The organism is Janthinobacterium sp. GW456P, from assembly GCF_002127655.1.
Lineage (GTDB): Bacteria > Pseudomonadota > Gammaproteobacteria > Burkholderiales > Burkholderiaceae_D > Janthinobacterium.
In genome coordinates this window covers 38,518-51,803 of record NZ_NEHB01000034.1, presented here as the reverse complement: position 1 = coordinate 51,803, position 13,286 = coordinate 38,518, and the positions used below count along the sequence as shown (strand labels likewise).

At 61.1% G+C, this 13,286-nt stretch carries 14 protein-coding genes; 3 read left to right on the top strand and 11 right to left on the bottom strand.

The window, feature by feature from the left end:
• Positions 1–119 precede the first annotated feature (119 nt).
• Positions 120–2,801, bottom strand: coding sequence for a TonB-dependent receptor (locus CBW66_RS24260; RefSeq protein WP_086139637.1), 2,682 nt, complete (start codon positions 2,799–2,801; stop codon positions 120–122).
• Positions 2,802–3,188: 387 nt separating this feature from the next.
• Here CBW66_RS24260 and CBW66_RS24255 point away from each other — a divergent pair, with 387 nt between their 5' ends.
• Positions 3,189–3,929, top strand: coding sequence for a GntR family transcriptional regulator (locus CBW66_RS24255; protein WP_034759852.1), 741 nt, complete (start codon positions 3,189–3,191; stop codon positions 3,927–3,929).
• Positions 3,930–4,121: 192 nt separating this feature from the next.
• Here the strand turns inward: CBW66_RS24255 and CBW66_RS24250 are convergent, their stop codons facing one another.
• The 10 genes from CBW66_RS24250 to rpsP form a co-directional block, all read right to left on the bottom strand.
• The gene (locus tag CBW66_RS24250) at positions 4,122–5,585 is read right to left on the bottom strand and encodes a carbon-nitrogen hydrolase family protein (RefSeq protein WP_086139636.1); all 1,464 of its coding nucleotides are present in this window, start codon (positions 5,583–5,585) and stop codon (positions 4,122–4,124) included.
• A complete protein-coding gene (locus tag CBW66_RS24245; RefSeq protein ID WP_086139635.1) occupies positions 5,582–6,400 on the bottom strand; it encodes an AraC family transcriptional regulator in 819 nt (272 codons plus the stop codon). Before CBW66_RS24245 ends, CBW66_RS24250 begins: the two co-directional genes overlap by 4 nt.
• Before the next feature lie 219 nt (positions 6,401–6,619).
• Positions 6,620–7,069: a CBS domain-containing protein gene (locus tag CBW66_RS24240; RefSeq protein WP_035825422.1), complete on the bottom strand. Its 450-nt coding sequence runs from the start codon at positions 7,067–7,069 to the stop codon at positions 6,620–6,622.
• A gap of 81 nt (positions 7,070–7,150) precedes the next feature.
• Positions 7,151–7,486, bottom strand: a complete 336-nt coding sequence (locus CBW66_RS24235; RefSeq protein WP_029496213.1) for a DUF3579 domain-containing protein — start codon at positions 7,484–7,486, stop codon at positions 7,151–7,153.
• Positions 7,487–7,709: 223 nt separating this feature from the next.
• A complete protein-coding gene (locus CBW66_RS24230; RefSeq protein WP_086139634.1) occupies positions 7,710–8,669 on the bottom strand; it encodes a CobD/CbiB family protein in 960 nt (319 codons plus the stop codon).
• A 97-nt stretch (positions 8,670–8,766) separates the two neighbouring features.
• The gene (locus CBW66_RS24225) at positions 8,767–9,423 is read right to left on the bottom strand and encodes a CoA pyrophosphatase (RefSeq protein ID WP_086139633.1); all 657 of its coding nucleotides are present in this window, start codon (positions 9,421–9,423) and stop codon (positions 8,767–8,769) included.
• Positions 9,424–9,617: 194 nt separating this feature from the next.
• A complete protein-coding gene (gene rplS, locus CBW66_RS24220) occupies positions 9,618–10,001 on the bottom strand; it encodes a 50S ribosomal protein L19 (protein ID WP_035825414.1) in 384 nt (127 codons plus the stop codon).
• 131 nt (positions 10,002–10,132) lie between these two features.
• A complete protein-coding gene (gene trmD, locus CBW66_RS24215) occupies positions 10,133–10,879 on the bottom strand; it encodes a tRNA (guanosine(37)-N1)-methyltransferase TrmD (protein WP_086139632.1) in 747 nt (248 codons plus the stop codon).
• A gap of 50 nt (positions 10,880–10,929) precedes the next feature.
• Entirely contained in the window at positions 10,930–11,487 is a 558-nt protein-coding gene (gene rimM / locus CBW66_RS24210) for a ribosome maturation factor RimM (protein ID WP_086139631.1), read from the bottom strand.
• A gap of 13 nt (positions 11,488–11,500) precedes the next feature.
• Positions 11,501–11,752: a 30S ribosomal protein S16 gene (gene rpsP / locus CBW66_RS24205; protein WP_076567307.1), complete on the bottom strand. Its 252-nt coding sequence runs from the start codon at positions 11,750–11,752 to the stop codon at positions 11,501–11,503.
• Positions 11,753–12,029: 277 nt separating this feature from the next.
• Here rpsP and CBW66_RS24200 point away from each other — a divergent pair, with 277 nt between their 5' ends.
• Positions 12,030–12,464 (top strand): NINE protein, encoded by a 435-nt coding sequence (locus CBW66_RS24200; RefSeq protein ID WP_086139630.1) that lies wholly within the window; start codon positions 12,030–12,032, stop codon positions 12,462–12,464.
• A 135-nt stretch (positions 12,465–12,599) separates the two neighbouring features.
• Complete coding sequence (locus tag CBW66_RS24195; protein WP_086139629.1) at positions 12,600–13,226, top strand: glycine zipper 2TM domain-containing protein; 627 nt, start codon at positions 12,600–12,602, stop codon at positions 13,224–13,226.
• The last annotated feature ends 60 nt before the right edge of the window (positions 13,227–13,286 follow it).

The window sequence follows — 13,286 nt, the reverse complement described above, 5'->3', positions numbered from 1 at the left end:
GGGACTGATACCAGCGGGAGCGCCGAAAAAAAAGGCAAGCCACCTGAAGCGGGGACTTGCCTTGAAAAGACCGAGGAAGACCGGGCCTGATGCGCGTGCATCAGGCCTGATCGTACTGCTTACAGCTTGCCGCGCAGGCCCAGGTAGAAGGTGCGGCCATTGCTGTAGAACGCGCGTGGCTGATCGCGGTTTTCAGCGTACATCTTGATGGTCGTGTTCGTCAGGTTAAGCGCATCGAACGTGACCGTGAAGTGTTCGTTGATCTTGTAGTTGAGCGAACCGGCCAGGCCGCCAGCGCCTTCGACGTGCTGGCTGGCGCCACGATCCACGCCCGCCTTGTAGGACGAACGGTAGTTGTAGGCCAGGCGAGCGCTGAGGGCATTGGCTTCGTAGAAGGCCGTCAGGTTATACGTGCTGCGCGATGCGTTGACCAGTTCATCACCATTATCCAGCTTGCCATCGGCATAGGTGTAGTTGGCCAAAATACCGAAGTCGCCGAACAGCGGTTGCTGGTAGCTGAACTCCGCGCCCTTGTTCTTGCCGCTGGTATTGAATGGCGACGTGATCTGGTACACGGCGTCGGTACCGCGCTTGCTATTGTAATAAGTCCCGCTAACAGTTCCATTGGACACGACGGACTTCAAATCCATGTAGAACAGGCCCACCGAGAATGCCGATTTTGGCGCAAAGTACCATTCTGCGCTAATCTCAGCGTTGTCCGACTTGACAGGGTCAAGCTTGACGTTCCCGCCGACACCGCTCAATGCATCGTCGTTCAGCGATACCGAACCGCCCAGTGCGCTGTAATCCGGACGGGCGATGGTGCGGGCAACGGCGCCACGGATGACCAGATCGTTGCGCACATCGAATTTGATATTGGCGCTAGGCAAGAAGTCATTATATGTGCGCTCAAACAAGTTCTGCGAGTACGGTTTCCAGTCGGAACCGACGATCGGGCCGCCGAGCTTGTTGACCAGGGTCGACTGCTTGGTCTGCACGGCACGCAGGCCGAAGTTACCGCTCCAGTTATCGCCCGTCAAATTGGCCATGGCATAGATGGCCGAGGTTTTTTCCTGCAGTTTGAATTCGTCTGTCCAGTTATGGCGTTGCACTGGGTCGAGATTGCGGTTACCAGGGATCGCGGCCCAGGCGGCCAGCGCTGCACCGTCATACTTGAAGTAATTGCTCGACAGGTTGCCACCCAGATCCTTGCCGAAATCGCCAGGATACTGGGTACCATTCCAGACAGGGCCCGGATTGGAGATACCCAGAGGACCCGGTTTGGCATCAATCGGATGCTCGGCAGAACGCTTGTGATCGGTCAGGCGGCCGCCGAACTTGATCAAATCCCAGATGCCGGACGACAGGCGCAGTTCCGCGTCGATCTGGGCATATTTTTCCTGGTCGATGGAACGTGATTCGCCACCGCCGATCCAGGCCGTCGAGCCTGGTTTGGTTGTCGTGCCGCCCGGATAGGAAACGCTGGCCGGACTCATGCCGTTCAATTGATACACCATGCCGCCATCGACGTTGTTTTGGTAGTAGACATCGTTGCGGTCATAGCCCAGGCCATGGGTCTTGCCCAGCTTGCCGCTCAGGGTCAGGTCCTTGGTGGCGCGGTACTTGAAGTTAAAATCGAGGTAATACGATTCGCCGCCAGCATCAGGACGGTAGATATTGTCGACTTCGCCCGCGTTCCTGGCAAAGGTGGCGCCTGTCATGGTGCCATTCTTGATGGTGTAGTTGGTCGGTATCTGGCCGTTCGGTACACCGTTATTGTCCGTGCTGTTAATCGAGTTCGCGGGCGCAGCCAGCCAGTTGGTGTTTTGATGCGGCGCCTTCAGTTGCGAATAGAAGCCGTTCACGTCCAGGGTCAAGTCCTTGCTGGGCTTGAATTCGATGTCGAATGCGCCGCCTTCGCGGGTTTTCTTTTGCTCGAACAGGGTGGCGCCGATAAAGGTCGGCACTTTCACACCGGCCAGCTCAGGCCGGGCCTGGGCCGCGACACTGTTCGCAGCGATCGGCGTGTAGCCGAGGATTTCCTGGCCATCTCGGCGCACGGTCGATTTTTGCGAAAAGCCCTGCACCATGATGCCCAGGGTATTGGTGTCATTCTTCCAGTTCACCAAGCCGGAGAACTGCGGGTCGGTCTTGCCGGCCAGGTCATTGTGGAAAGCCTGGATCGAACCTTCGGCCGTGATCTGATTCTTGAATTCCAGCGGACGGCGGGTGATCACGTCGATCACGCCCGAAACGCCGCCTTCAGGCAGGTCTGCCGTGGCGCTCTTGTGCACGACAACGGAGCTCACCAACTCCGATGGCAGCAGGGAGAAGCTGCTGCTGCGACCGACGTTGCCGCCAAATTGATTCAAGACAAACCAGTCGCCCGTGCTGATGGCATGGCCGTTGAACAGGGTTTGCTGGAAGCTGGGGCTGGTGCCGCGCAGGCTGACGCGGTCGTTTTCGCCAAAGCCGCCTTCGCCTCCGGCCGAGGATTGGGTATTCACACCTGGCAGGCGCTGGATCGCGTCAGCCACGTTACGGTCCGGCATTTTGCCGATATCTTCGGCCGTCACCACTTCCACCACGGAATCCGCGTTACGTTTTTGCTTCAGCGATTTTTCCAGCGAAGCGCGCACGCCGGTCACCGTCACGGTTGCCACGTCGTCGGCGGCGGCTTCTTGCGCCTGCGCCGAAAAAGCCAGGCCGGCGACCATCACGGCAACGGCAGCAGCGATCGGCGTACGGCTACGCGATCCCGATTTCACGACGGCAGCTGCAGGTGTCAAATTGCGTTTCATGTACTCCCCCTTGATTTAGGCTCCAGGATTGGAACCTTTTCATTTTTAACGTAGGTCTTCTTTCCAGCCCGCCTACTCTTGCGGCATGCTGCAGACCCTTCGGCACAACCACTTACAAAACCAATTCAACGCCAATATACTACTATCCAATACCAGAACACTACCAGTTGCAACTTTTTTTTTATAACGTTGTTTGAATCACACAGACCACTTCAGCGAAATCAATTTTTAGCCCGTATCAACGGGGTAAATACCAGCGAGGCCAAGCATAAATTGCCGCCCTGATAATTCAAATTGGTTTTATAACGGTCTTTTTTGGTATTATCCAGCGACACAAAACAGATACAGAGCGCGTCTGCAACGCGCCGTAACGGAGACCTTCAGCGTATGACAACCCTGGCTCACATCATGCAAGGCCTGGGGCAGACGAGCAGCCTGCCCCTGTACCAGCAACTGCAGCGCGCGCTGCGCGAAGCGATCGACAAGCGCATCCTCGGCCCCGATGAAGCCCTGCCGGCAGAGCGCCAGCTGGCCAGCGACCTGGCCGTCTCGCGCATCACCGTGCGCAAGGCCATCGATGGCCTCGTCAACGAAGGCTTGCTGGTGCGCCGTCCCGGCTCGGGCAATTTCATCAATACGCGCATCGAGAAAAACTTCGCCAAGCTGACCTCTTTTTCCGAGGACATGCGGGCGCGCGGACGCACGCCGCGCAGCGTGTGGCTCAAGCGCGCAGAAGGCACCGTCACGCCGGAAGAAGCCTTGCGCCTGCGGCTGTCGCCGGGCGCGCCCGTGTACCGCTTCCACCGCATCCGCTATGCGGACGAGGTGCCGATGTGCCTGGAATACGCGACCATCGTCGCCAGCTGCCTGCCGGCGCTCGACGCCGTCGACGTGTCGATGTATGACGCGCTGGAACAGGCAGGCAACCGCCCCGTGCGCGCCTTGCAGCGGCTCAGCGCGCTTTTGTTGACGGGGGAGCAGGCCAGCCTGCTGCAGGCCGAGGAAGGCGACGCGGGCTTGTCGGTGGAAAGGCTGGGATTTTTGCGCGATGGCCGCGCCGTGGAATTTTGCCGCTCCTACTTCCGCGGCGATATGTATGACTTCGTGGCCGAATTAAGTACCAATTAATACCAGTTTCAGCATATTTGCAATACCAGAGAAAACCACTTATTGCAGTGCAATATATATGCCGCCATCGCGCCTATATATGCACCGCCATGGCGAATTAATCGGCGGCGATTATGTGTCGGGCGTATGGAGAATATAAAAAGGGCCGCGCAATGCGGTTTTGCGCATTGCAGCAAAATCTGACATTTCCTATCAGGCAGAAGGCACGGCGCGGCGCCCCAGGCACAGCAGGATCGCACCCAACGCCACGCAGAGCCAGCCGAACAGCGGCCCCAGCCAACCGGCCCAGGTCGGCGCCGGCAGCGCCGCCGGCAACGGCGCCAGCAAGGTGCTGCCCGGCATGGCGCTGCTGGCCCGCTCCGCCAGCACCCGTCCATACGCGTCGCTGACCGTCAGCACGCCCTCGCGCGCCGCGCGCAGCACGGCATAGCCGCTTTCCACGCCCCGCACCACCGTCATGCGCGCGCCCATCCAGCCGTCCAGCTGGAAATCCCAGGCCGGCACCAGCATCGCCTGCGCCCCGGCCGCGCCATACGCCTGTCCCAGGGGCGCGAAATGCATGTCCTTGCAAATGGCCAGGCCCATGGCTTGCCCCGCCACCGGCTGCACGGCATACGCGCTGCCGGCAAGAAAATCGCGCTCGGGCGGCGCCAGATGATGTTTTTGATAGCTGACGGGCGCGGCGCCATCGGGAGAAAACAGCCAGGCCAGGTTGCGCCGGCCAGCGGCGTCCTGCACGCCGATACCCAGCACGATCCATGTGCCCGTGCCGCGCGCCAGCGCCTGGAAACGCTGCCGCACGGCGTCCGCCTGCGCGGGCGCCAGCACGGCGATCTTTTCCGGCAGCAGCACCAGCCGGGCACCTTGCCCGGCCAGCTGTTCGACGTGGCGCGCGTACTGGTCCCAGACGGCTTGCGCGCGCGCCGGCGGCGTGGCCGGGCCGATAAAGTCGTCGATGGCCGCCAGCCCGGCCAGCGGCCCGGCCGGTGCTGGTGCGTCCTGCACGCGCCAGGCGCCAGCGGCGAACGCGGCCGCCAGCAGCAGCAACGTCGCACCCGCCGCTGGCACATACGCACGGCCGCCCGCCAGCAGCAAGGCCAGCGCGGACGGCGCCAGGCACAGCAAGAACAGCAGGCCAGGCACGCCCGCCAGGGCCGCCACCTGCAGCACGGCAAGGTTATCGGCTTGCGAATACGCAAGGCTGCCCCAGTTACCATCAGGCAGCAAAGCCGCCATCAGGGTATCGATGGCCACCCACAGCACGGGATACGCCAGCACCGTCCACGACGCCTGGTAGCGCAGCACGAGGCGCCGCGAGGCCAGCACCACCAGCAGCCACAGCAGTGCCTTGACGGTAATCACGGCCAGCACGGCTGGCAAGGGCATCAGCAGGCGGAAATAGGCAACGTTGGATGACAAGCCCAGCACGGCGGCGACGAACGTCATCCAGGCCGCATCGCGGCGCGACGAGCGCAGAGCCAGCCACAGCATGGGCAACGGCGCGCACCAGGCCAGCCAGGCCAGCGGCTGCGGTCCCAGCACCCAGTACAGGGGCAGGCCCGCCGCCAGGGCGGCGGCAATTTGCGACAGGCGCCGGCGCAACACGGTGGTGCCGGCGAACAGGGCCGGCGCAGACAAGGTATGGCGCATGCTCATGCTTTCAAGGGAAGCCAGATTTCCACGCCGCCGATGCCGCTGGCGGGATCGAATTGCCGGTCGTAGCGTTCAAAGTCGGGCGCGTCGGCCACTTCCAGCCCCGACTGGGGCAGCCACTCGTTCCACACCGTATGCCAGGTGGCGCGGATGGTGGAAATATGCCCGCGGTGATGAAACACCGCATAGCGCCGCGGCGCGATGCGCAGCCGCGTCCAGCCGTCGGGAGCCTGGGAAAAGTCGGCCACCGGCATGGCGCACAGGTAGTCGAAATTGCCTGCATCGTCATTGTTGCAGCACACGCCATATACGAGCTGGCCGGGCGCCACATGGGGCAGGAAGCGTTGCCACAGGGCGGGAATGCCGGCAGACGATTCCGCGCAATACCGTTCCACGAGACCCGCCACCAGCAAGGCGGGCCCTTGCTCGAAACGGGGCGGCGCCAAAGGCACGCCCGGCGCCACATCCATTTTGATGGCTTCCACCAGCGCCAGGTTGGCGACGTGGCGCTGGGCCCGCACCTTTTCCGGCGTGACATGAAACTGCTCGCGGAAGGCCCGCGTAAAGGCTTCATGGGAGCTGTAGCCGGCCTGCAGCGCGACGGCGAGGATGTCTTGCGCGCCCTGGGCCAGCGCGCGGGCCGCCTCGCTGAGCCGGCGCGCCCGCACATAGCGCATCACGGAGTGGCCCGTGGCCAGGCCGAACGCGCGCGTCAGGTGGCACGGCGAAGCGCCGCCCACGTGGGCGATATCGCCGAGCGAGAGATTGTCCGCATAATGCGATTCGATATACCAGAGTGCCTTGGCCAGATAGTGCATGGACGCTTCCCGTTGAACGAGCAGCGACTGTAGCATTTTCAGCAAGCTGTGGCTTGACCGGAATTGCGCAATAACGGGAGAGCTGAACACCTGACAAAACCGTAGCGAGCGACAGTGATTTGTGGTTGAGAAGCGCAAACGTACTGTGTACGGGGGCGCCGAGCCGGTGAGCATCGCCGACCGCAAAACGCGACGCGCAGTAGGTTTTGACAGGTGTTCCTATTTGCGCGTGCGCTTTTCGTACACCAGCTGACCGCTGCTGATGCGCGCCAGCTCGGCCATTTCCTGGGCAAGGAAGGCCAGCAGGTCGTCGATGCTGACGACGCCGGACAGCGCGCCCAGGCTGTTGACCACGGGCAAGCGGCGGATGCCGTTGACGCGCATGCGTTCGATGATGTCGTAGACGTCTTCGTCTTCGCTGGCCGTGAGCAGCTGCGCGCTCATGATGTCGCCCACCAGCAGGCTGGCGGGATCGAGACCGAGGGCGATGACGGAAATGACGATGTCGCGGTCGGTGAGGATGCCTATGGGAACGCGCTCGCCGTTCGGCTGTTCGGCCACGATCAGGTCGCCCACGTGGTGCTGGCGCATCAGCAGCGCGGCGTCCTGCACGCTGGTGTCACGCTGGCAATGGATGGTGTGCAGGGTGCAGATATCGCCGATGCGCATGTCGCCGCTCCGTTTGAGGCAGAGTGTCCACGCTACGCCAGCCCGCCGTGGCGGGTTTGAGGCAAATCAATGAAACGGGTCTTACTTTTCTTCGGGGGGCGGCAGGAAGCAGGCTTCGACGATCTGCAGGTCGTTATCCTTGGCAAATTCGCGCACGAAGTGAAACGCCATCGGCTCGATCTCGCGCAGCTTGGTGTTGACCACCACCGACTTGACGCCATTGACGACGGTCGGGCGCACGTAGGGCGAATACTGGAGGTGCGCATTGCGCCCGCCACCTTCGGGATTGAAACAGGACATCACTCCGCAGAGGCGCTCGGCCCAATCGCTGGGTCGGAATTGCTTGCCATTGCTGGTGAGACCAAGGATGAAGAACTCGTCAGAGAGTTCCCCTGTTTTTTGAGATAACTCGGCCATGTGGCTTGTCGGGACTGGATTGCGTGAATGGCCCCGGCGGGTAGGCCGGGCTGGTCGTCAACTACGTTTGCTGCGGTAAGCCAGTATTATATCTTATAGAAGACTTGGGTTCTACCTCGATCTGCCCTGACGATGCAAACAGGGGCCGGCACGCTTGCGCGCCAGCCCCTATTTTAACCTTGTTCCACGCGCCAGGCGCATGGATGGCGCGTGTGCGCCCGCGTCAGCCGAGGAAAACGGCGCCCGACATCAACAGCAGCAACAGCATCCACAACAGCAAGGCGCGCCAGACGAGGCCCACCGTGCTCTGCAAGGCGCGCGCGCCCGGCTCTTCGCCGGGCAGGATATCGCTTTCACTGTCGCTGTCGTCGACGGCCATGTCCGGCGTGACGAGCACGCGCGCGGCCGTTTCCGCCGGCGTGCCCAGGCGTACGCCCATGGCGCCGCCGCCGGCCGTCAGGATGATGCCGATGGACTCGTCCTGCCAGCGCTGGGCGAAATTGCGCCAGGCATAGATGGCGTCCTCGAAATTGCCGACCACGGCAAACGCCACGGCCGTCAGGCGCACGGGGATCCAGTCGATCCAGTAAAAGGCACGCGCGGCGAACTGGCCGAACGCTTCATTGCGCATGTGCTCGGGCTCGTTCCAGGCGCGCGCCAGGTATTCGGCCACGCGGTACATCACGGCGCAGGCAGGACCCAACGGCATGAGAAACCAGAAGAACACGCCAAACACATTGCGGTGCGTGGTGATCAGGGCTTTTTCCACGGCGATGCGGGCGATCTCGCTCGCTTCCATGCCCACCGTGTCGAGCTTGGTCCAATCGGCCAGCAAGGTGCGCGCGGTCGCTTCGTCGCCGGCGCTCAGGGCCAGCTGGATCGAGGTGAAGTAATGGCTGTAATGACGGAAGCCCAGGGTCAGGTAGACGATGAGGACGTTCCAGGCAAAGGCCAGCAGGGTCAGCTGATAATGCTGCAAGAGCCAGTAAATGCCTGCCGTCGGCACCATCAGCACGCCAATCATCAGAAACCAGCCCATGCGGCCGTGGCTGGCGTGGCCGGCATTGAACCAGGTCTCCATGCGCATTGCAAGGCTCTTGATTTCGGCGTAGATCGGATTGTCCGCGCGCAAAGGTTTGAGCTGCTCGATCAGCAATGCGCAAAGTATGGAGAGAAATGTCATCAAACGTCCTTTTTGTCTTTTTCAGCAATACCGCAATGCCCGCTACGATAGCGCAGTGCCGTGCTGGAATCAAACTTATTACGTGCGCGGCGCCATTTTACGCGCGCAGCAGGTGAAACAGATTGCGCAGCATGCCGGCCGTGGCGCCCCAAATGTAAAAGCGCTCGTACGGCATGGCGTAGAACGAGCGCCGTCCGCCCGGCAATTCCACCGACAGGCGCTGATGGTTGATGCCATCCATGAGGAAAGCCAGCGGCACTTCAAAGATTTCCGCCACTTCGGACGGGTCGGCGCGCAGGTCGAACGGCGGCGTCACCAGGCCCACCACGGGCGTGACTTGGTAGCCGGTGCCCGTCAGATAGTCGGGCAGGCAGCCCAGCACTTCGATGTGCTCGCGCGCCAGGCCCACTTCTTCTTCCGTTTCGCGCAGGGCCGTGGCCACGGGCGAGCCATCGAACGGTTCGCTGCGCCCGCCGGGAAAGCTGACCTGGCCCGCATGGCTGCTCAGGTGGTCCGTGCGCATGGTGAGCAAGATGGTCAAGCCCTGCGGCCGTTGCACCAGAGGAATGAGTACGGCGGCGCGCACGGGCACGGCGCGGGCGGAAAGGAAATCCTGGGTGATCTCGGGCTGCCAGTCAGGCTGTTCGGCCAGGCGCTGGCGCAGCCAGTCCGGCGTCATGCGCCCGGCATCGAGCGCCGCTTCGCCGGCGATCGAATCGATGGCTAGTTGTTTTGGATCAAATAAAGTCGCCATTGCTATCTCTCATTACAACGCCGGATAAAACCGTCGCGAGCGGAAGGGAGAGGTGGCCGAGAAGCACAACCGTGCTCTAGCACGGTGAGCATCGCAGGCCGCCCATACCGACGCGCAGCAGGTTTGATCCGGTGTCACCGGGAAAAAAAAAGGGCACCCTGAGGCGCCCTTTTTTTCCAACGCAGACGCTGATATTACGCGCTTGCTTTCGCCACAACGCGGCGGTTTGGCAATTTTTCTTTGATACGCGCCGATTTACCCGAACGCTCACGCAGATAGTACAGCTTGGCGCGGCGAACATCACCACGGCGTTTCACTTCGATCGAAGCGATCAGCGGCGAGTACAGTTGGAACGTACGCTCAACGCCTTCGCCGGACGAGATCTTGCGAACGATAAAGTTCGAGTTCAGGCCACGGTTACGACGGGAGATAACGACGCCTTCGTAAGCCTGGGCGCGCTTGCGCGTGCCTTCGACGACGTTGACGCTGACGATAACGGTATCGCCTGGTGCGAAGTCAGGAATCGATTTACCCAGACGGGCGATCTCTTCTTGCTCTAATTGTTGAATCAAGTCCATTTTTAACACTCCGAAAACCATCATGCCGGCGCACTGTGGATAGCAAGTATCCGCCCGGTAGAGGATGGGTAAGACAATATGGGCAACATGCCCGGCACTACTGGCCACCCTGCAGGCCATCCGGAGACGGCTTACAGGCTGGCCAAGAATTGTTCGTCGGCCTTGCTGAGCAAGCCGGCGGCGCGCGCACTGACCAGCAGGTCAGGCCGCTTTGTCGCGGTCGCTTCCAGCATGCGCTGGCGGCGCCACTTGACGATCTCGGCATGATTGCCACCCATCAAGACGGGCGGCACGGCCATGCCTTCATATGTTTCCGGCCGCGTATAGTGCGGCGAATCGAGCAAGCCATTGACGAAGCTGTCCTCGATGGCCGATGCCTCGGTGTTCAAGACACCCGGCAACAGGCGGATCACCGCGTCCATCAGCGCCATGGCGGGCAATTCACCGCCCGACAAAACGAAATCGCCGACGCTGATTTCCTCGTCGACGCAACGGTCCAGCAAACGCTGGTCCACGGCTTCATAGCGGCCGCACAGGATCACCAAACCAGGTTCGGCTTTCAGCTGCGTGACGCGCTCATGCGTGAGCGGACGGCCTTGCGGCGACATGAACACCACGCGGGGCGCCGCCAGTCCCAATTCGGTCTGACGTTGCCTTGCGGCATTAATTGTCGCTTCGAGGGGACGTGCCATCATCACCATGCCGGGGCCGCCGCCATACGGGCGGTCATCCACGGTACGGTGATTGTCAGTGGTGAAATCACGGGGATTCCACAGCGACAAGCCACATTTCCCCTGCTCGAAGGCGCGCCGGGTCACACCCGACTGCGTCAGCGCGGCAAACATTTCCGGGAACAGGGTCACGACATCAAATTGCATCGCGCACCATCCTGCAACGTTTGCCCGGCGCAAAGTTATGCGCAGGCGGTTTAATAATCGAGGCCCCAGTCGACCGTGATCTTGCTGGCAGCCTTGTCAACGTTAATGACAAACTGGCCAACAAACGGGATCAGGCGCTCAGGCGCCTTTTCAACGGTCTCATCTGCACTGGCAACGGGCGTAACGCGCAAGATCGACTGCGGACCATTGCTCATCATGTCGTGCACTGTGCCGAGGCACTCGCCTTGCAAATTCTCGACTGTCAGTCCGATCAGATCGGACCAATAGAATTCATCGGCCGACAGCGTCGGGAAATGGCTACGCGGAATTTGCACAGAGACGCCTTTCAGCGCTTCTGCGGCATCCCGCCCGACCACACCCACCAGCTGGGCCACGACGTCGCCGCCGTGTAACTTCGCTTGCCTGACTTGAACATCATGCAAGGTCGGTTTATCAAACCACCAGGTTTTGACGTTTAATAATGCATCCGCGTCGTCGGAGAAAGGAGTGATCCTGACTCCGCCAGCAATGCCATAGGCACCGGAGACATAGCCTACCTGTACCAGGTCATCGGGGACTTTCACCCCGGATGCAGTCTTGACCGTCAAACCAGTGATCTAATTAAGCTGCTGCTTTGCCGTTGCTGGCTACCAGGCGAGCAACGGTTGGCGACAATTGTGCGCCAACGCCTTGCCAGTAGGCCAGACGGTCTGCGGTGATACGCAGTGGAACTTCGCCACCTTGCGCCATCGGGTTGTAAAAACCGATACGCTCAATGAAGCGACCATCGCGGCGATTGCGCGAATCAGTAGCGACGATGTTGAAGAACGGGCGCTTCTTGGCGCCTCCACGAGCTAAACGAATAACGACCATAATATTTCCAAAAAGTGTGCTGAGGCGGAAAAAGCCGCAAATTATAGCGCGCTTTACCGCCAGGCAGCAAGCGTTATGATGACGGGCGTGTAATTTGGGCTAATCAAACATTATGACCAGTCAGGGCCGAAGACGCAATAGGCGTCTGCGTCTATCGTGCCGGCCATGGCTTGAACTCACGCGAAATCATTGCATAAACGCCACAGGAAAGTGCTATCGTTGTACGAGGCAATGACCGATACTGGCAATCTTTACTGATGAGCAAATCTGGAGTCCCATGACCACCGCCACCATTTTGCAACAGTCGCACAAGAACAAGGCATTCACCACCTTGCTGGCCTTTTTGCTGGGCACGCTGGGCGCGCACCGCTTCTACCTGCATGGCGCCAAAGACCGCTGGGGCTGGCTACACCTGGCCGCCCTGCCCGCCAGCGCGCTGCTGCATCAGCTGCTTCCCGAGGCGGACTGGTTTTATCAGATATTGCCGCTGACCCTGTCCGCCCTGGGTGGCTTCCTGGAAGCGCTGGTCCTGGGCCTGATGCCGGATGACAAGTGGGATGCGCGCTACAACGCCGCCAGCGGCCGCCAGTCCGACACGGGCTGGCCCCTGGCCGTGGTGCTGGTCGCTACCTTGATGCTAGGCGCAGGCGTGCTGATCGCCACCATGGCGCGCCTGTTCGACTTGCTGTACACGGGCGGCGCCTACGGTTAATTTCCTCATGGAAATTACATCATTTCCGTCACCCGCACGCACATGTAAGTGTTGGTAAGCAATCATGATTTTCCTCTATACTGCATTCACAATGCCGACATTACTGGCACATTTAACACCCCCTAGGAGAAGATCATGATTCGTCGCCCACTCATCCTCGCAGTCGCCGTCACGGCCCTGTTCAGCACATCCGCCTTCGCGCAAAACCTGTCGCCGAAGGCGCAGTACGCGTACGATACGAAGCAAGCCAACACGCGCTATGCGGACGACAAGAAATTGTGCGCAGAAGAAAGCAGCTCGAAAGCCCGCATGCAATGCCTGCGCGACGCCAAGGGCGAATACGACCAGGCCATCATCAACGCCAAGGCCGCGCAAAAAGCCGGCAACTCGTACGCCGGCCAGAACAGCAAGCCTGCCCCGCACCAGATCTGCGCCGAGTGCGGCAAGGTGCTGGCAGTCAATGTCAGCGAAAAAGCGGGCGAAGGCGGCGCGCTGGGCATGATCGGCGGCGGCGTGGCCGGCGCCCTGCTGGGCCGCCAGGTCGGCGGCGGACGCGGCAAGGACCTGGCTACCCTGGCCGGCGCCGCTGGCGGCGCCTATGCCGGCAAGCAAGTCGAAGGCCACATGAAGAACGCCAAGACCTGGACCGTCACGGTGCAATACGAAACGGGCGCCAAGGCCGATTTCGCGTTTGACCAGGATCCTGGCCTGGCGGCTGGCGATTTGGTGCGCAATTCGGGCAACGGCATCGCCCGCCGTTAAGAACGCAGCCATCAATAAAAAAGCTCTGGAGAGCGATCTCCAGCGCTTTTTTTCATGCAG

Bases quoted from the DNA above. Each gene is read 5' to 3' on its own strand.
- CBW66_RS24255 (WP_034759852.1), top strand. From the start codon at position 3,189: ATGACAACCCTGGCTCACATCATGCAAGGCCTGGGGCAGACGAGCAGC.
- rplS (WP_035825414.1), bottom strand. From the start codon at position 10,001: ATGGACTTGATTCAACAATTAGAGCAAGAAGAGATCGCCCGTCTGGGT.
- CBW66_RS24195 (WP_086139629.1), top strand. From the start codon at position 12,600: ATGATTCGTCGCCCACTCATCCTCGCAGTCGCCGTCACGGCCCTGTTC.
- CBW66_RS24250 (WP_086139636.1), bottom strand. From the start codon at position 5,585: ATGAGCATGCGCCATACCTTGTCTGCGCCGGCCCTGTTCGCCGGCACC.
- CBW66_RS24230 (WP_086139634.1), bottom strand. From the start codon at position 8,669: ATGACATTTCTCTCCATACTTTGCGCATTGCTGATCGAGCAGCTCAAA.
- CBW66_RS24200 (WP_086139630.1), top strand. From the start codon at position 12,030: ATGACCACCGCCACCATTTTGCAACAGTCGCACAAGAACAAGGCATTC.
- trmD (WP_086139632.1), bottom strand. From the start codon at position 10,879: ATGCAATTTGATGTCGTGACCCTGTTCCCGGAAATGTTTGCCGCGCTG.
- CBW66_RS24260 (WP_086139637.1), bottom strand. From the start codon at position 2,801: ATGAAACGCAATTTGACACCTGCAGCTGCCGTCGTGAAATCGGGATCG.
- CBW66_RS24225 (WP_086139633.1), bottom strand. From the start codon at position 9,423: ATGGCGACTTTATTTGATCCAAAACAACTAGCCATCGATTCGATCGCC.
- CBW66_RS24235 (WP_029496213.1), bottom strand. From the start codon at position 7,486: ATGGCCGAGTTATCTCAAAAAACAGGGGAACTCTCTGACGAGTTCTTC.
- CBW66_RS24240 (WP_035825422.1), bottom strand. From the start codon at position 7,069: ATGCGCATCGGCGATATCTGCACCCTGCACACCATCCATTGCCAGCGT.
- rpsP (WP_076567307.1), bottom strand. From the start codon at position 11,752: ATGGTCGTTATTCGTTTAGCTCGTGGAGGCGCCAAGAAGCGCCCGTTC.
- CBW66_RS24245 (WP_086139635.1), bottom strand. From the start codon at position 6,400: ATGCACTATCTGGCCAAGGCACTCTGGTATATCGAATCGCATTATGCG.